Below are 17,078 nucleotides of genomic sequence, written 5' to 3'. Positions count from 1 at the left end.
CGAGTCCGAGTCGGTGGACCCCTGGCTGGCCGCACTACCGTGCGCGCCGTTTACCCCAGTCGGGGTGAACAGCGCGCACGGGCACGAAGTGCCTAGCTGCGGCGGCGGAGGGCGTAGGCGCCGCCGCCCACGGCTGCGACGACCACCGCCGCGACCCCGACGACGATGAGGGCGGTGGAGTCGCTGTCGTCGTCGCTCCCGGTCGCGGCCTGCGTGTCCGCGAGCGTGACGACGTCGGGCGAGGAAGTGGTGGTCGGCACAGGGGAGGTCGTCGCCGCTGCCGGAGCGACGCCGAAGGTCACCGGGGTGCGGGTGTCCTGGCTACGGTCCGCGGAGCCGTGCGCGGCGACCGTGTAGATCGAGCAGGCGTTGCGGGTGCAATCCGAATCGCCGTGCACGGCAGTGAGCTCCAGCTCGGTCGACCAACGCCCGTCGACGATCTTGTCCGGCGTCAGGTACGCCGTCGTCATCCACGCGGACGCGTCGGTGGCCGAGTAGTGGTCGTCCTGGATCAGCCCGACGTAGATGCCTGCGCCCGCCCCGGAGAATCCGGTGCCGGTGACGGTGACCTTCTCGCCGGCCGCGGAGATGCCCTCCGACTTGGACGCCGACACCGCGGCGGTGCCTGCGGGCGCGGGAGCCTTGGCGGTCGTGGGTGCGGCGGTCCCGACGAAGGTGATCGGTGTCGCGGTGTCCTGGCTGCGGTCGGCGGAGCCATGCGCCGCGAGGGTGTAGATCGCGCACGCGTTGCGGGTGCAGTCGCTGTCGCCGAACGCGCCGGTCACGTTCAGCGTCGTCGACCACGCGCCACCGGACATGTCGGACGTGCGGATGTACTTGGCGTCCTGGAATGCCGACGCGTCTGTGGTCGAGAAACGGTCCGACTGCGCGACGCCGACGTAGATGCCGGGGCCGCCGGTCGAGAATCCGGTACCGGACACGGTGACGGTGTCGCCCGCCGCGTCGAGTCTGGCGGTGCGCGAGGCCGACACGACCGGAGTCCCGGCCGGTGTCGGGGTGGCCGTCGGCGTGACGGCAGGCGCACCGGCCGAGTCGAAGGTCACCGCCGTGACCGTGTCCTGGCTGCGGTCGGCGGACCCGTGCGCGGCGAGCGTGTAGATCGCGCACGGCCGGGCCAGGCAGTCGGTGTCGCCGACCCGCGCCTGCACCGGCAGGTCGACGGTCCACGCTCCGCCGGTGATCTCGGAGCTGCGCACGTACACGGTGGCGGCGAACGAGTCCGCGTTCATCGGGTTGTACTTGGCGGTCTCGGCGAGGCCCACGTAGATGCCGGCGCCTGCCGCGGAGAAGCCGGTGCCGGAGATGCGGATCGTCTTGCCGGCCGCGCTGATGCCGCTCGTCTTGGCGACTGTGGTCACTGGACCTCCCGAACCCGGCGCCGCGCCCGAGCCCTCGGCTGCGACCTCCGCGTCCGAGGCGAACGAGATCGGATTCCACACGTCCTGGCTGCGGTCGGTGAAGATCGACGGGAACGCGGCGAACGTCGCGACGAAGCAGTCGGTGCGGAGGCAGTCGACGCCCTTGAAGGTCCGCGCGACCTCGACGTCGACCGTGAAGGCGCCTGCGGCGTCGGTGGTGACCTTCGACTCCTGGCCGTAGGTGGTGGGGAAACCGATCGCGGGCTTGGCGACGGTCTGCGCCAGGTACAGCGGGGTGTTCGGCTTGAACCCGGTGCCGGACACGGTGACCGCGTCACCAGTGCCGAGACCGGTGCTCCGGGACAGTGTCAGCGCGCCGGTACCGGGACCGAAGTCGACGTCGACGGGGCCGATCGAGACGCCACCGCTCGACGACCCGAACGGGATTTCCTGCGCCTGGGCGACACCGAGCGGCATCGCTGCCGACATCGCGACCACGGCGGTCGCGACCGCCACCCGACCGAACACCCGCATTGCAACTCCCTGGTTCCGGCCGCCGAGGCGACACCCACGATACGAACAAAAGGTGAGGCTAACCTATGTACTGGACGGGCGTTCAGGCGGCTCCCTCGACTGCGTCCGCGGTGAGGGCGGGCGCGCAGGGCGTGCCGTCGTCGCTGATCTTTCGGCATCACCACCTGCCCGGACCGGGCCGGCGACTGCGCGGTGATTTCGCTCAGCTCGAGGTGACGCTCGTCCCTAGGTGAGGACGACCAGCTCGGTCGGAGAGGCGATCTCGACGGTCAGGCCCGCCTTCGCCGCGACCCGCGCGACGCCCCTCACGTCCGACGGCTCGGCGCGGGAGACGACGAGCGCGCGCGCCAGCAGTCCCTTGTGGTGCTTGTTGAAGTGGCTGACCACAGACCGGCTGCCGTCGGGCTTCTCGGTGAGGACGGTCGCAGTCACCGCACCGGCCACCGGTCCGAGCTGCTGGTAGATGCCCGAGCGTAGGTCCACCACGAGGCCCTCGTTCTCCGCTTCGAGCGCGGGCGTGAGCTCCGGCTTCCACAGCGACTGCAGCGTACCCATCCCGGGCAGTTTCGACCCGCCCGACAGTCGGTACGCGGGTATCGGGTCGCCTGCTCGGACGACACCGAACAGCGCCGACCCGATCGCCAGTCGCGACAGTGCCTTCGCCTTCTGAGCGCGGGTGAAGGACTTCGCGTCGAGGGCGTCGAACAGCACGCCGGTGTAGCGCTCGAGTGCGGGCCGGGTGGGAGACGTCCACAGTGCGGCGTTGCGGGCGATCTCGTCGGACTGCCCGGCGCTGAGCCCCAGCGCGAGGCTCGACGCCTCCTCGTCGGCGGCGAGGTCGACGAGCGTGTTCACCAGCAGTTCGCGCGTCGCCGTGAGCTTGGGCAACGACAGTTCGCCGAGGTCCAGCGGGGCGCCCTTGCCGCCCTCGGACTTCGTCTCGGACGGGGGCAGCAGTACCAGCACGGGCGGTAACGGTACCGGGGATGCGGTCCGGCGCGGAGAGACAGGTCCGGCCTCCGCTGACGAGCAGCGAAGGCCGGACGGTGTCGAGCGGAGGATCAGCCCGCGAAGGTCACCGGGGTCTTGGTGTCCTGGGTGCGGTCGGGGGAGCCGTGGGCGGCGACGGTGTAGATCGAGCAGGTGTTCTTCAGGCAGTCGGAGGTGCCGGCGATGGCGGCGACGTCGACGGTGGCACTCCAGGCGCCGTCGACGATGTCGGTGGCCTTGAGCCACTTGGTGGTCATCCATGCGGAGGCGTCGGTGGTGGAGAACTTGTCGTCCTGGGCGAGGCCGACGTAGAGGCCGGCGCCCGCGCCGGAGAAGCCGGCGCCCGAGATGGTGATGGACTCGCCCGCGGCAGCGATGGCGGTCTTCTTCGACAGGGTCACGGTCGGCCCGGCCGGCTGCTCGGGCTCGGGGTCCGGGGTCTCGCCCGGCGTGCTCGGGTTGAGGCTCCCCAGCGATCCGGTGTCGAGCCCGGCGAGCACGTCGGCCGGGAGAAGGGCCAGCAGGTCGGCACCGGCCGCGGAGATGTCGGTGTTGATGCTCGCCGTCGATCCGAGGTCGAGGTTGATCGGCGTTCCCGCCGTGGCGATCCCGGTGGGAAGGGCCGAGATGAGAGCGGCGGCGGCGGCCGTGACGGCGACCTTGTGGAACGAGCGCATTGTCCTACTTTCCTTCGTGTGTGGAACAGGATGGATTCAAAGCCGAGGTACAACTTAGGCAAAGCTAGCCTAAATTAGCAAGCCCTAACTTTGGCGCCGCCGGAGTGCCGCAGTCGTCGCGACCGCGATGCCGGCGCCGAGACCCCCGCCGACCAGCAGTGGGAGGATCCAGGTGGCGTGCCCGCCGAGCGAGCTGTCCAGGCTGCGCAGGGCCGCCGACGGCGAACCGCTCGTGCCACTGCCGGCGCCGACTGCCGCGCTCGCGGCGTCGGCCTCGAGGTCGTCGCCGAAGCTCACCGGCGACTTCGTGTCCTGGCTGCGGTCGCTCGACCCGTGCGCGGCGATCGTGTAGATCGCACAGGAGTTCTTCGTGCAGTCCGAGTCGCCCTTGACTGCCGCCACCTCCATCTCGGTCGTCCACGCCCCGTTCTCGATCTTGTTCGGCGTGATGAATGCGGTGGTCATCCACGCGCTCGCGTCGGTCGTGGAGAACTTGTCGTCCTGGATCAGGCCCACGTAAATGCCCGGGCCGGTGGCGGCGAATCCGGTGCCCGAGACGGTGATCGTCTCGCCCTCGACCTTCAGGCCGCGTGCCTTCGACAGGGTGACGGCCACCGTCTTCGCTGCGTCACCGGACGCCGCCGTGGCGGGTGGTGCGGTGACGGTGCCCGGTGCGACGCCGCCGACGAAACTCACTGGCGTCTTCGAGTCCTGGCTGCGGTCGCTCGACCCGTGTGCGGCGACCGTGTAGATCGAGCAGGCGTTGCGGACGCAGTCGTAGGCACCCACCACCGACGGAAGCTGCATCGTGATCGACCAGCTTCCGCCCGGGATCGCGTCCGGTTTCAGGAAGGCGGTGGTCATCCAGACCGATGCGTCGGAGTTCGAGAACACGTTGTCCTGGACCATGCCGACGTAGAGGCCCGGCGCCGCCCCTGAGAATCCGGAGCCGGAGATGGTGACCGACTCGCCGGCGGGATCGAGCTCCGACGCCTTCGACAGCGAGACCGACAGCGCGCTGTTGGTCGTCACCGCCCCGACTCCGGTACCGCTGTTCGCGCCGCCGCTGTTCGTGCCGCCTGCCGTACCGCCGTTCCCTTTCGCGCCGCTCGACGCCGGTGGCTCCGCGGGGGTCGGAGCGCCGGCGAACGTGATGCGGGTGACGGTGTCCTGGCTGCGATCGGACGAGCCGTGAGCGGCGAGGGTGTAGACAGCGCAGGCGTTGGCCATGCAGTCGCTGCCGGCGAAGGTGGACGACACGTTGAGGGTCGTCGACCAGGACCCGCCCGGCATGTCCGCCGGTTTGACGAACTTCGCGTCCTGGAAGACGGACGCGTCGGTCGTCGAGTACCGGCTCATCTGCGCGACACCGATGTAGATGCCGGTGCCCGAGGTCGAGAACCGTTGGCCGCTGACGGTGATCGTGTCGCCGGCCGGGTTGAGTCCACTCGTGCGATCGGCGTTGACGGTCGGCCCGTTGTCGGGGGCCGGAGTCGGTGTCGTCGTGCTCGGCGCTGTGGTGGTCGGCGCTGTCGTCGTGCTCGGCGGATTCGTCGTGGTGGTCGGCGGAGTCGTGGTCGTCGTCGTCGGCTTGGTCGTGGTGGTGACGGGCGGTTTCGAGGTTGTGGTCGTCACCGGCTTGGTGGTGGTGGTCGGAGGTTTCGTGGTTGTGGTCGTGGTGACCGGAGGCTGTGTCGTGGTGGTCGGCGGTGGGGTGGTCGTGGTGACCGGAGGCTGTGTCGTCGTGACCGGCGGCTGCGTCGTCGTGGTCGGCGGTGTGGTGACGACCGGAGGCGCGGCGAAGGCCACCGGCACCCTGGTGTCCTGCGACCGGTCCGACGAGCCGTGGGCGGCGACGGTGTAGATCGAGCAGCTGTTCCTCGTGCAGTCGGAGCCCCCGGCCACTGCAGTCACGTCGAGTGACGTCGACCAGGAGCCGCCGGTGATCGCGTCCGGACGGACGAACGCGCTCGAGATCCACGCGCCGGCGTCGGCGGTGGTGAACCGGTTGTCCTGAACGAGTCCGACGTAGATCCCGGGGCCGTCGGCGGAGAATCCGCTGCCCGAGACGGTGATGGTCTCGCCGTCGGCGCGAAGGTTGGTCGTCTTCGACACCGATGTGCTCGGCGTGCCGGAGACGGCTCCCGCGACCCCCACCGGCGTCGCCCACGCAACGGCGACCGCCGTGACTGCGATAGCCGCCCTGCTCAACGTGCGCATGTGTCTACTTCCTGGTCACGGCCGCATCCGCGGCACGGCAAACAAGCAAATTGCGATGAAGGTTAGCCTATGGTTAGCAAGGGGAGGCTAAACTATGTCCGTTCTGGTAGTTTCGGGCGGGTCTCGCGCGCTCGACCGCTGTGCCGACCTCGGTCTCGCGCGCTCGACCGCTGTGCCGACCTCGGTCTCGCGCGCTCGACCGACTAGGCTCATCGGTCGTGATCACCCGCCTGTCTCAGCTGTTCCTGCGCACGCTTCGTGACGATCCGGCCGACGCCGAGGTCGCCAGCCACAAGCTGCTCGTCCGTGCCGGCTACGTCCGCCGTATCGCCCCGGGCGTCTACTCCTGGCTGCCGCTGGGCCTGCGGGTGCTGCGCGAGGTCGAGCGCGTCGTTCGCGAGGAGATGAATGCGATTGGCGCGCAGGAGATCCTGCTGCCCGCGCTGCTTCCTCGCGAGCCGTACGAGACGTCGAACCGGTGGACCGAATACGGCGCGGGCCTGTTCCGCCTCAAGGACCGCAAGGGCAACGACTACATGCTCGGCCCCACCCACGAGGAGCTGTTCGCTCTCACCGTGAAGGGCGAGTACAACTCGTACAAGGACTTCCCGGTCACCCTGTACCAGGTGCAGACCAAGTACCGCGACGAGGAGCGCCCGCGCGCCGGCATCCTGCGCGGACGCGAGTTCGTGATGAAGGACTCCTACTCCTTCGATCTCACCGACGAGGGCCTGGCCGCCTCCTACCAGGCGCACCGCGACGCCTACGAGCGCATCCTGGCCAGGCTCGGCGTCAAGTACGTCATCGTGTCCGCGACGTCCGGTGCGATGGGCGGCTCGGCGTCCGAGGAGTTCCTGGCCGAGTCCGAGATCGGCGAGGACACCTACGTTCGCTGCCTCGAGTCCGGCTACGCCGCGAACGTCGAAGCGGTGAAGACGCTGGCTCCTGCTGCGCTGCCGATCGAGGGACAGTCCGAGGCGACGGTCTACGACACCCCGGACACCCCGACCATCGACTCGCTCGTCGGCTGGGCGAACGCCACCACCGGCGTCGCCGAGAAGGTCGGACACACCGTGACGGGGGCCGACACCCTGAAGAACATCGTGGTCAAGACCCGGGTACCCGGCGGCGAATGGGAGCTGCTCGCCATCGGCATCCCAGGCGACCGCGAGGTCGACGAGAAGCGGCTCGAGGCCGCGCTCGAGCCGGCCGAGTACGTGCTCGTCACCGAGACGGACTTCAAGAACAACCCGTTCCTCGTCAAGGGCTACATCGGCCCGAAGGCGCTGCAGTCCAACGGTGTTCGCTACCTGGTCGACCCGCGGGTGGTCGACGGCACCAGCTGGATCACCGGTGCCGACGAGGAGGGCAAGCATGTCGTCGGCCTCGTCGCCGGACGCGACTTCACCCCGGACGGCACCATCGAGGCCGCCGAGGTGCGCGACGGCGACCCGTCGCCCGACGGAGCCGGACCGCTGGTTGCTGCCCGCGGCATCGAGGTGGGTCACGTGTTCCAGCTGGGTCGCAAGTACACCGACGCGTTCGAGGTGAACGTGCTCGGCGAGAACGGCAAGCCGGTTCGCCCGACCATGGGTTCCTACGGCATCGGCGTCTCGCGCCTCGTCGCGGTGATCGCCGAGCAGCAGCACGACGACAAGGGGCTGCGGTGGCCTGCCGAGGTGTCGCCGGCGAATGTGCACCTCGTCATCGCCAACAAGGACGACGCCGCCCGCGAGGGCGCCGAGGCCCTGGCCGCGCAGCTGGACAAGGCCGGCCTGTCGGTGATCCTCGACGACCGCAAGGCCTCGCCGGGCGTGAAGTTCAAGGACTCCGAGCTACTCGGCGTCCCGCTCGTGGTCGTGGTCGGCCGCGGCTACGCGGACGGCAACGTCGAACTCCGTGACCGCTTCACCGGCGAGTCCCGCGAGGTGCCCGCCGAGACGGCTCTCGACGAGGTCCTCGCCATCGTTCGCGGCTGAGCCGCGCCGCGTGAACCGTGCGCGATTTTCACCCCGATCGGGGTGAAAATCGCGCACGGGCGCCGTTGGTGCCTCAGTCGGGGGCGATCCGCTGTTCGTATGCCGTCCGGTCGTCACCGACGTCGAGGAACACCCGGTCGAGTCCGATCCAGCGGCGCATCACCTTCGCGGCGGGCCGCGGGAACAGTTGCCACACGGCACTTCCCGTTGACAGTCGGCCCGGCACCACGGCGTGACGTCGGCCGCGGCGCAGTACGGAAACCACTGTGGCGGCGACCTGCTCGGGCGGGATCGGGCGGGTCAGCGGACCCGGCGTGGTGCCGGCGATCAGGTCGGTGTTCGTGAACGAGGGCAGGACAGTCGAGACCCGCACCCCACGGTCGGCGAGTTCGGCGTCGAGCGCTTCCCCGAATCCGACCACCGCGAACTTCGTACCGCTGTAGACGGCCATCCCCGGCGCGGGCATGCGCCCGGCGATCGACGCGACGTTCACGATCCGTCCGCCGCCGCCCGCGACCATGCGCCGTGCTGCGGCGCGCGCACCGTTCATCACCCCGAGGACGTTGACGTCGACCGCGCGACGGACGAGGGCGTCGTCCTGGTCGAGGACCGGGCCGATCGGCATGATGCCCGCGTTGTTGATCCACACCTTGACCGGACCGAGCGTCGACTCGACCTCATCGAGGAACGCCTCCACCGACTCCGGATCGGTGACGTCCAAATGGATTCCGAGGACGTCGAGGTCGATCGCCGTCGCCGACGCCTGCGGGGCGTCCACGTCGCCGACCGCGACCCGCGCGCCGGCGGCGGTCAGAGCCGCGGCGGTGGCGCGACCGATGCCGCGGGCTCCGCCGGTGACCACCGCGACCCGCCCGGTCAGTTCGATTCCCTTCACGCGTGGCTCTCCTTCAACTCGTCGAGGGTGTGGCGCAGTACCTTTCCGGACGCGCCGCGCGGGAGTGCGTCCACGAACACGATGTCGCGGGGCATCCTGGACCGTGGAAGTTCGGCCGCCACGTGCGCGCGCACGGCGCCCTCGTCGAGCGATCCGGTGCCGCGAACGACGTAGGCGCGCAATCGCTGTCCGAACTCCTCGTCGTCGACGGGCGTCACGGCGGCGTCCGCGATCGCCGGGTGCGTCAACAGCACGAGTTCGACCTCCTCCGGGAAGACGTTCTCGCCGCCCGAGACGATCATCGAGTCGGAGCGACCGGACACGTGCAGTCGTCCGCGAGCGTCGAGGTGCCCGCGGTCGCCGGTGTCGAGGAACCCGTCGGCGCCGCTACGGGTGGTGCCGTCGGTGTAGGCCTCGATCTGCGCGGGGGTGCGCACCAGGATGCGGCCCTCGATACCGACCGGCTCCGAGCGTCCGCGTCCGTCGGCGATCCGCACGACCGTGCCCAGCGTCGGTCGTCCCGCACAGTCCGGTGCGTCGGCGAGGTCCGTGGGGGTCGCAATGCTGATGTAGGCGGCCTCCGTCGACCCGTATAGGTTGTGCAGCACCGGTCCGAACACGTCCGCCGCGTGGGTGACGAGGGCGCCTTCCAGTCGAGCGCCGCCGCTGGCGACGATGCGCAGCGCCGACAGGTCGGCGGCGTCGACAGCATCCCCGAGGTCGAGCATCCGACGGATCATCGTCGGCACCGCTATGAATGCGGCGCACCGCTGCTGGGTGAGGGCGGTCAGGGCCCGTGTCGCGTCGAACCGTCGATGCAGCACCAGCGTCGAACCCAGCATCAGGGTGAGCATCGCGACGAGCAGGCCCCAGCCGTGGAACACGGGCGCGGACAACAGCACTCGCTCGCCGCCGCGCAGGGGAATACGTTCGAGCAGGCCGGCGGTGAGCATCAGGGTGCGCGGTTCGGCACGCGGCGCTCCCTTGGGCATCCCGCTGGATCCGCTGGTGAGGATCACTAACGAAGCGGCGTGCTCGGGGCGCGGCGGTGCAGTGGCCGCGCCCTGCTCGACCAACCGCTCCAGCGCATCCGGGGGGATCGCGCCGTCGTACCACGCACACCACCGGCGACCGTCGAAACCGGCGACCGCCGCGGCGAACTCCTGGTCGTAGACGATCGCGTCGAGACGTTCCCGGGCCGCGACCACCTCGACCTGCGTCGGCCCGAAATCCGCCCCGAGCAGGACGACCCGAGCGCCGGCGGCGGCCGCCGCGCACAGCGTCACCAGCGCATCGGCGTGGTTGCGGCACAGGATCCCGATACTCGGCTGGGTCCCTTCCGAGGACAACGCGGCACGCAGCGCGTTCGCCAGGCGATGGGTTCGGGCGGCGAACTCGTCGAACGTGACGGCGCCACGGTCGTCGACGATCGCGACCGCACCCCGATGCACCGCGGTGCAGTACGCGGGAAGGCCGCCGAACGGGCCGAGGCGTGCCACCGCTGCGACACCGACGACCAGTGCCCGGGGTGTGCCGCGGATCATGCCCGCCCGCCTGAGAGTGCGGGCGGCGATCGCTTCGTTGCGGGCTCGGTGCAGCAGCGTGCGGGCGGTCATCGGCGTCCTCGGAACGGTTGCGGCATAAAGAATCTACTGGGAAGTGCGAGTTTCAGCCGGGTGGTCGAGTTCATGACGCGCAACAGTCCCGCACGCATCCGGTCGGGGTAGGGAGTCGGGACGCGCTGGGTGGTGACGGTCTGCGACTCGGTGTAGCGGACGATCCCCTCGCGGCCGTGCCTGCGCCCGACCCCACTGGATCGCATGCCGCCCATCGGAGCGCCGAGCGCGGCGATCGCCGACAGGTACCCGTCGTTGACGTTGACCGCTCCCGCGACGATTAGCCGCGCGAGCGCCCGGCCCCGGCCCAGATCCTTCGTCCACACGCTTGCGCTCAGGCCGTACTCGCCTTCGTTCGCGAGCCGGACGGCCTCGTCCTCGGAGGCCACCCGGTACACCGACACCACCGGGCCGAATGTCTCCTCGGCGTACACGGTCATGGCGGCGGTGACGTCGGCGAGCACGGTCGGGTCGTGGAACAGCGGCCCGACGTCCGGACGGGGGCGCCCGCCGGTGAGCACTGTCGCGCCCTTGGCGACGGCGTCCTCGACGTGCGCGGTGGTGGTCTCGAGTTGGCGACGCGACGTGAGCGATCCCATGTCGGTGGCGTACGTGTAGTCGGATCCGAGTCGCAGCCGGCGGGTACGGCCGACGAAGGCGTCGACGAACTGTGAGTACACCCGTTCGTGGACGTAGATCCGTTCGACGCCGATGCACATCTGTCCCGCGTTGGAGAAGCAGGCCTGGACCGCCCCGGTCGCGGCGGCGTCGACATCGGCGTCCGCGCACACGATCATCGGGTTCTTGCCGCCCAGTTCGAGGGACGCCCCGATCAGACGGTCCGCACACTGCCGCGCGATCGCACGCCCCGTTGCGGTGGATCCGGTGAAGCACAGGTAGTCGACGGCGTCGATCACCGCGGAACCTATCTCGGCTCCGGAACCCGCCACCACCTGCCAGACGGCCGGCGGCAGACCGGCTTCGACCGCCAGTTTGCGTGCCAGCAGCAGCGTCCACGGTGCCTGGGAATCCGCTTTGCTCAGCACCGCGTTGCCGGCGACCAGTGCCGGGATCACGTCGCCGACGGCGAGGAACAGCGGATAGTTCCACGGGGCGATCACCCCGACCAGGCCCTTCGGTCGGTACCCGACACGTGCGGACACGATCCCGGGAACAGCGGTGCGCGCGCGCCGCCCTCGCAAGTGCTCGGCACCGGTGCGGCCGTAGTAGGAGGCCACCGAGATCACTCCCTGCACCTCGATCGCGGCGTGGACCCGTGCCTTGCCCGTCTCCCACTGCATCAGGTCGCAGAGCAGGTCGTGGTTCTCGATCAGGGCCCGCGCGAAGCGGCGCGCGACTGCCTCACGCTCCCGGATCGGGGTCCGTGCCCACGAGTCCTGTGCCCCTCGCGCGGACCGCGCAGTCTCCGCAACCGCAGCCGGATTCGCTTGGGGCACACCGGGTAGCGGCTGCCCGGTGAACGGGGCCGCCGCCCGGCGCAGGGCGCCGGTGTGGGGAAGTTGCGTGCGGAGCGTGTGGATCAGAGCCGGATCGACCGCACGGGGGTGGTCGGCGGAAGGCGGATCGCCGACCTCGGGTGAACGGACGGAGGTCACAGTCGTTGTCTCCTCACTCGCGAGGGATGGGGGAGCACGGCCCCAGTGGGGTCCGGCCGTCGACCGCGTGGGGTCGGTGGTGGATCGTGGGGTTCGGGTGAATCACCGGCGCCGGGCGCCGGTCGCCACACCAGCCGGACGAGGTACCGCTCGGCGTACTGCCGAACCGCATCCGGATCCGAGAGATCCAGCTGCCCTTGTGGATTGAGCATCAGAGACAGCGCGATCCGGATCAGGATCTCCGAGACCGCCTGCAGGTCTTCGTCGGACATGGTGACCCCGCTGCGCCGTAGCGAGCCCGCGACCTGCGTCGCCGCCTGGGTGATCGGCGCACCGCCCGTGCGGGTGGTCAACCCGAGGAACATCTCCGGCTCGCTCTCGAGAACCCGGCGGACGAGCGGCATCTCCTGCGCGAGCCGCACCCCGCGGGTGAAGCACTCGACCACCGCGCGTTGCGGGTCCAGATCCGTCGCCACCCGGTCGAGGTCGGCGAAGAACATCGCCGACTCCCGCAGCACCAGCATCTCGACAAGCGCGTCCTTGTTCGGGAACCGGCGGTAGAGAGTGCTGCGCGAGATACCCGCCCGGCGGGCGATGTCGTCCATGTTGGTGCGCCGGATCCCGTACCGCTCGAACTCTTCCCGCGCCGCGTCGAGCATCGCCGTCTCCGGCGGCGAGGACGTCGTGGTGCGATCGGATGGGGTGGGCATCAGGGGAAGCATATCGGTCGCCGCCTGCCGGCTCGGTGGGCGATCCTGGTCTGTCTCGCACGTCGCTGTCCGCCTACAGCGCGCGCATGCGCACGGGGAGGCGGTCCTTCGGCACTGGCAGCGTGGAGTTGTCGAGTTCCCAGCGGTAGTCCTCCGGTACCGACCATTCGTAGCGCAGCAGCAGATTGTGCATGATCGTCTTGATCTCCATCTGTGCGAAGTACAGGCCGATGCACTTGTGCACTCCGCCACCGAACGGCATCCAGGCGTAGCGGTGGACCTTGTCCTCGGCGCGTTCCTTGGTGAAACGGTCGGGGTCGAAGCGCTCGGGATCGGACCACAGCGCGGGGTTGTGGTGATTGACCAGGCCGATCGCGGCGACGTAGGTGCCCTTGGGGATGTAGTGCCCGCAGATCTCGGTGTCCTCGATCGCGCGCCGAGGGAGTCCGGGCACCGGGGCGTTCAACCGCAACGACTCCTTCATGATCCGGTCGAGGACCGTGAACTCGTCGAGTGTGTCGTAGGAGATCTCGGGTGGCAGCGTCCGCGACTGCTCGCGGGCCTTCTCCTGCCACTGCGGGTACCGGGCCATGTAGTACGCCATCGTGGTCAGCGTGATGGTCGAGGTGTCGTGCGCGGCCATCAGCACGAAGATCATGTGATTGACGACGTCCTCGTCGGTGAACGTGTGCCCCTCGTCCGATTGGGCGTGACACAGCACCGAGAACAGGTCGGGGGTCGCGGTGGCGCGTTTGGCCGGCAGGTGCTCGTAGAAGAAATCCTCGAGCACCTTGCGACCGGCCAGGCCGCGAGCCCAGCGGGTGCCCGGGATGTTCTTGCGGATGATCGACAGTCCGGCGCCGACGCAGTCGACGAACGCCTTGTTGATCCGGTCGGCCTCCGCGCGCGGCAGATCCAGGCCGAGGAAGATCTCCAGCGCCAGGTCGAGAGTCACCTGCTTGAATTCGTCGAGCAGTCGCACGTCGTCGGCGGTGCCGTTGGAGGCGACGTTGTCGCCGACCGGCAGGTGGGCCACCCGGTCGGCGAGCATCGGCTGCATGTCCTGCAGGTAGCCCTTGAGGTGGGTGTTGGTGAAGGCCTGCTGCATGATTCGCCGGTGGTACCGGTGTTCCTCGAAGTCCATCAGCATGATGCCGCGACGGAAGAACGACCCGATCAGGAATCCCCACGCCGGCTCGTTCGCGAACGCCTTCTCCCGGTTCATCGCGACGGCCTCGCACCCGTCGGCGTTCAGGGGGATCACGAACTTGAGGCCGAACGAGTTGATGTAGGTGATGTCGCCGTACGAGGCGCGACGCTTGGCGACCATCGTGATCGGATCCCGGAAGAACCGGAGCACTTCGAGCACGCCCGGATCGCCGGTTCCGTGAATCGGTTCGAGACCACTTCCCGCCGGAACCGTGGCCAACTGCTTGCGACGCATGGGAACTCCTGGTTTGTCGGTCGACGCGGATCGTTCGATGGTCAGGCCGGAGTGTTGTGCAGCCGTCGCGGGTCGACGCCGACCCGCTGCCAGGCCTCACTCGCCCACGGCAGGTACAGCGCCTTGATCGGCAGCCGGTTGAATACGGGGTTCAGTGCCCGCATCACGCGAGCGAAGCGCTGTAACCGCTTCTCCTTCTTCGCATCCCATTCGAGGCCACACACCTCGCGCATCTGCGGTGGGACGGTGCCGACGACCACGGTCCGGGTGAAGGCGTTCAGGGGAGCGGACACGACTGCCCAGACCGGCCGCGGGATCCGGCGCGGTCCCGGGATGCCCTTCCGGATGTACCCGGTCGCGTACACGATCGTCTTCGTCGCGACGAACCGGTCGAGCATGCCGTCCCAGTACTCGACGAACTCGGCGTAGGTCTGTGGCTGGCTGCGGTCACTCACGCCGTACAGCCGGTACCAGGCCTTGCTCTCCTCGAAGATCTGCTCCTTCTCGGCGTCGGACAGCCGGCGGACGAACGTGTCGGTGACGTAGAGGACCTGGTCGACGAAAGTGGCGTGCGCCCAGTAGAACAGTTCCGGATTGAGGGCGTGGTAGCGCGACCCGTCGGCGATCGTGCCCTTGATCGGCTTGTGGAAGTCCCGGATCGTGCGGCCCCACGCGTGCGGATCCTCGCTGTAGACGGTCTTCATGATCGGCGGTCCGCTGCGCTTCGCGCGGCCGAGTGTGTCGGCGAAGATCACCGAGTGGTCCTCGACGGCCTTGCCGAGTTGCTCGATGCAGTTCTCGGTGCCGGCGAGCCGCTGGAATCCGAGCAGTCCGCGAACGTCGCCGTAGAACTTCCACACCAGCGAGTCCGGGCCGAGCGGGACCACCAGGTCGGCGGCGTCGTCGTCGACCGGCATCGGCAGCGCTTCGCGGATGCCCTCGTCGAATCCCACCCGTACAGCAACGTCGCGGTCGGTGGTCTCGGGCACTGGCGTCATGGGCAACCCTCCGGTCGTCACGTCGGGTCACGACCCGGCGATGGAGATCGAAACAACTCGGCGAACATTGGAACAAAACTGTGTCTCTGTTCCAGAGGCTAGGCCGGGCGTGGTGATTCCACAAGGGTTCATGTCGATTTCCGGTGGAGGTCGTCAGCGCGCTCCGCCGGACGAGTGCCTGGTTGCCAAGCCCTTCACGCGAAAGTTACTCGCTGGTAAGTTGAGGGGGTACTTCGACGAAAGGCGTGGCCGTGACGGATCAAGCTGGACTGCTGTTCAACCCGAACACCTACGACCCCAAGGACTTCGACCCCGAAACGCGGCGTCTGCTGCGCGCGACCATCGACTGGTTCGAGAACCGCGGTAAGCGTCGCCTGCTGCAGGACGACCTGGAGGCGGAGTGGGTCTCCGACTTCCTCGACTTCGTCCGCGACGAGAAGCTCTTCGCGACGTTCCAGACGCCCGCCGAGTGTGCCGGCGGCGACCCGAACCGGCGCTGGGACGCCGCCCGCAACGCGGCACTCAGCGAGATCCTCGGTTTCTACGGCCTGGCCTACTGGTACGCCTGGCAGGTCACCATCCTCGGGCTCGGGCCGATCTGGATGAGCGACAACACCCTCGCGAAGGAGCGGGCCGCGCGCGAACTGTCCGACGGCGGTGTCATGGCCTTCGGGCTCTCCGAACGCGAGCACGGCGCCGACGTGTACTCGACGGACATGCTGCTGACCCCGGCATCCGCCGACGACTCCGCCGTGGCGTTCCGGGCGACGGGGGAGAAGTACTACATCGGTAACGGCAATGTGGCAGGCATGGTTTCGGTCTTCGGCCGGCGCCCCGACGTCGACGGCCCCGACGGCTACGTCTTCTTCGTCGCCGACAGCTCGCACCCCGCCTATCACCTGGTCGACAACGTCCTGCGCGGCCAGATGTACGTCAGTACCTTCCGGCTCGAGAACTACCCGGTGCGCGACGAGGACATCCTGCACACCGGTGTCCAGGCATTCGAGGCCGCGCTCAACACCGTCAACGTCGGCAAGTTCAACCTCTGCACCGGTTCGATCGGTATGACAGAGCACGCCTTCTACGAGGCGATCACCCACGCGCACAACCGCATTCTCTACGGCAACCCGGTCACCGACTTCGCGCACGTGCGGGCCGCGTTCGTCGACGCCTACGCACGCATGATCGCGATGAAGCAGTTCAGTGCCCGATCCGTGGACTACTTCCGCAGCGCCGGCCTCGACGACCGTCGGTACCTGCTGTTCAATCCGATGACCAAGTCCAAGGTCACCTCGGAGGGTGAGAGGGTCGTGGGCATGCTGCACGACGTCATCGCAGCCAAGGGCTACGAGAAGAACACCTACTTCCGCGAGGCCGCGCAGTACATCGGGACGTTGCCCAAACTCGAGGGCACGGTGCACGTCAATGTCGGCCTCGTCCTGAAGTTCATGCCGAACTACCTGTTCGACCCCGCCGACTACCCCGAGGTCGGCACCCGGCGTGACGCCGCCGACGACGAGTTCTTCTGGAATCAGGGTCCCACCCGCGGGGCGGCCAAGGTTCGCTTCCACGACTGGACCAAGGTCTACGAACGCTTCGGTGACGTGCCGAACGTGGTCCGCTTCTACGAGCAGGCGAAGGCCCTCAAGGAACTGCTGACCACCGCCGCCCCGGATGCCGCGCAGCAGAAGGACCTCGACTTCATGCTCAACGTCGGCCACCTGTTCTCGCTCGTCGTGTACGGCCAACTGATCCTCGAACAGGCCGAGAACACCGGCCTGGGCCTCGACCTCGTCGACCAGATCTTCGACTTCCAGGTGCGTGACTTCTCGGGTTACGCCGTTGCCCTGCACGGGAAGTCGTCGTCCACGCAGGCGCAGCAGGACTGGGCGCTCGGCGCGATCCGCAAGCCGGTGGTCGACGAGCAGCGGTTCGCTCGGGTGTGGGAGCAGGTGGTCGCCTACGATGGCGCGTACGAGATGACGCCGTAGCGTCGGCTGGGGGCAGGGACGATGAAACT

The 17,078-nt window shown here is 68.8% G+C and carries 11 protein-coding genes and 1 pseudogene; 2 read left to right on the top strand and 10 right to left on the bottom strand.

The annotated features are described in order from the left end of the window. Positions 1–92: 92 nt before the first annotated feature. The 4 genes from FK531_RS15805 to FK531_RS15790 all read right to left on the bottom strand — a co-directional run bounded on the left by FK531_RS15805 (position 93) and on the right by FK531_RS15790 (position 5,800). Positions 93–1,913 (bottom strand): neocarzinostatin apoprotein domain-containing protein, encoded by a 1,821-nt coding sequence (locus FK531_RS15805; protein WP_142101006.1) that lies wholly within the window; start codon positions 1,911–1,913, stop codon positions 93–95. A 225-nt stretch (positions 1,914–2,138) separates the two neighbouring features. Next, positions 2,139–2,879, bottom strand: coding sequence for a peroxide stress protein YaaA (gene yaaA, locus FK531_RS15800; protein WP_142101005.1), 741 nt, complete (start codon positions 2,877–2,879; stop codon positions 2,139–2,141). A 95-nt stretch (positions 2,880–2,974) separates the two neighbouring features. Next, positions 2,975–3,580: a hypothetical protein gene (locus FK531_RS15795; protein WP_246098201.1), complete on the bottom strand. Its 606-nt coding sequence runs from the start codon at positions 3,578–3,580 to the stop codon at positions 2,975–2,977. Between the two features lie 84 nt (positions 3,581–3,664). Further along, positions 3,665–5,800, bottom strand: a complete 2,136-nt coding sequence (locus FK531_RS15790; RefSeq protein WP_142101003.1) for a hypothetical protein — start codon at positions 5,798–5,800, stop codon at positions 3,665–3,667. A gap of 218 nt (positions 5,801–6,018) precedes the next feature. Between FK531_RS15790 and FK531_RS15785 the strand changes: the two genes are divergently transcribed. Beyond that, entirely contained in the window at positions 6,019–7,779 is a 1,761-nt protein-coding gene (locus tag FK531_RS15785) for a proline--tRNA ligase (RefSeq protein WP_142101001.1), read from the top strand. 73 nt (positions 7,780–7,852) lie between these two features. On the opposite strand, the gene FK531_RS15780 is transcribed toward FK531_RS15785, so the two are convergent. The 6 genes and pseudogenes from FK531_RS15780 to FK531_RS15755 all read right to left on the bottom strand — a co-directional run bounded on the left by FK531_RS15780 (position 7,853) and on the right by FK531_RS15755 (position 15,058). After that, complete coding sequence (locus FK531_RS15780; RefSeq protein WP_142100999.1) at positions 7,853–8,674, bottom strand: SDR family NAD(P)-dependent oxidoreductase; 822 nt, start codon at positions 8,672–8,674, stop codon at positions 7,853–7,855. Beyond that, positions 8,671–10,290 carry an AMP-binding protein gene (locus FK531_RS15775; RefSeq protein ID WP_142100998.1) on the bottom strand — a complete coding sequence of 540 codons (1,620 nt, stop codon included), beginning with the start codon at positions 10,288–10,290 and terminating at the stop codon, positions 8,671–8,673. Before FK531_RS15775 ends, FK531_RS15780 begins: the two co-directional genes overlap by 4 nt. Continuing rightward, positions 10,287–11,906: a succinic semialdehyde dehydrogenase gene (locus tag FK531_RS15770; RefSeq protein ID WP_142100996.1), complete on the bottom strand. Its 1,620-nt coding sequence runs from the start codon at positions 11,904–11,906 to the stop codon at positions 10,287–10,289. The genes FK531_RS15775 and FK531_RS15770 overlap by 4 nt, the downstream gene beginning before the upstream one ends. A gap of 125 nt (positions 11,907–12,031) precedes the next feature. Further along, positions 12,032–12,628: pseudogene (locus FK531_RS15765) on the bottom strand (TetR/AcrR family transcriptional regulator); the annotation flags it as partial. Positions 12,629–12,689: 61 nt separating this feature from the next. Continuing rightward, a complete protein-coding gene (locus FK531_RS15760; RefSeq protein WP_142100992.1) occupies positions 12,690–14,060 on the bottom strand; it encodes a cytochrome P450 in 1,371 nt (456 codons plus the stop codon). A gap of 41 nt (positions 14,061–14,101) precedes the next feature. After that, positions 14,102–15,058 (bottom strand): oxygenase MpaB family protein, encoded by a 957-nt coding sequence (locus FK531_RS15755; protein WP_142100990.1) that lies wholly within the window; start codon positions 15,056–15,058, stop codon positions 14,102–14,104. A gap of 245 nt (positions 15,059–15,303) precedes the next feature. Here FK531_RS15755 and FK531_RS15750 point away from each other — a divergent pair, with 245 nt between their 5' ends. Continuing rightward, on the top strand, positions 15,304–17,049 hold the full coding sequence (locus tag FK531_RS15750) for an acyl-CoA dehydrogenase family protein (RefSeq protein WP_435531057.1): 1,746 nt from the start codon (positions 15,304–15,306) through the stop codon (positions 17,047–17,049). The last annotated feature ends 29 nt before the right edge of the window (positions 17,050–17,078 follow it).

It is taken from the genome of Rhodococcus spelaei (assembly GCF_006704125.1).
Classification (GTDB): domain Bacteria; phylum Actinomycetota; class Actinomycetes; order Mycobacteriales; family Mycobacteriaceae; genus Rhodococcus_G; species Rhodococcus_G spelaei.
Note: the sequence above shows the minus strand (reverse complement) of the source record. Positions and strands in the feature narration are given on the sequence as shown.

Coding starts and splice junctions, on each gene's coding strand:
- FK531_RS15755 (WP_142100990.1), bottom strand. CDS start 15,058: ATGACGCCAGTGCCCGAGACCACCGACCGCGACGTTGCTGTACGGGTG.
- FK531_RS15805 (WP_142101006.1), bottom strand. CDS start 1,913: ATGCGGGTGTTCGGTCGGGTGGCGGTCGCGACCGCCGTGGTCGCGATG.
- FK531_RS15790 (WP_142101003.1), bottom strand. CDS start 5,800: ATGCGCACGTTGAGCAGGGCGGCTATCGCAGTCACGGCGGTCGCCGTT.
- FK531_RS15775 (WP_142100998.1), bottom strand. CDS start 10,290: ATGACCGCCCGCACGCTGCTGCACCGAGCCCGCAACGAAGCGATCGCC.
- FK531_RS15760 (WP_142100992.1), bottom strand. CDS start 14,060: ATGCGTCGCAAGCAGTTGGCCACGGTTCCGGCGGGAAGTGGTCTCGAA.
- FK531_RS15795 (WP_246098201.1), bottom strand. CDS start 3,580: ATGCGCTCGTTCCACAAGGTCGCCGTCACGGCCGCCGCCGCCGCTCTC.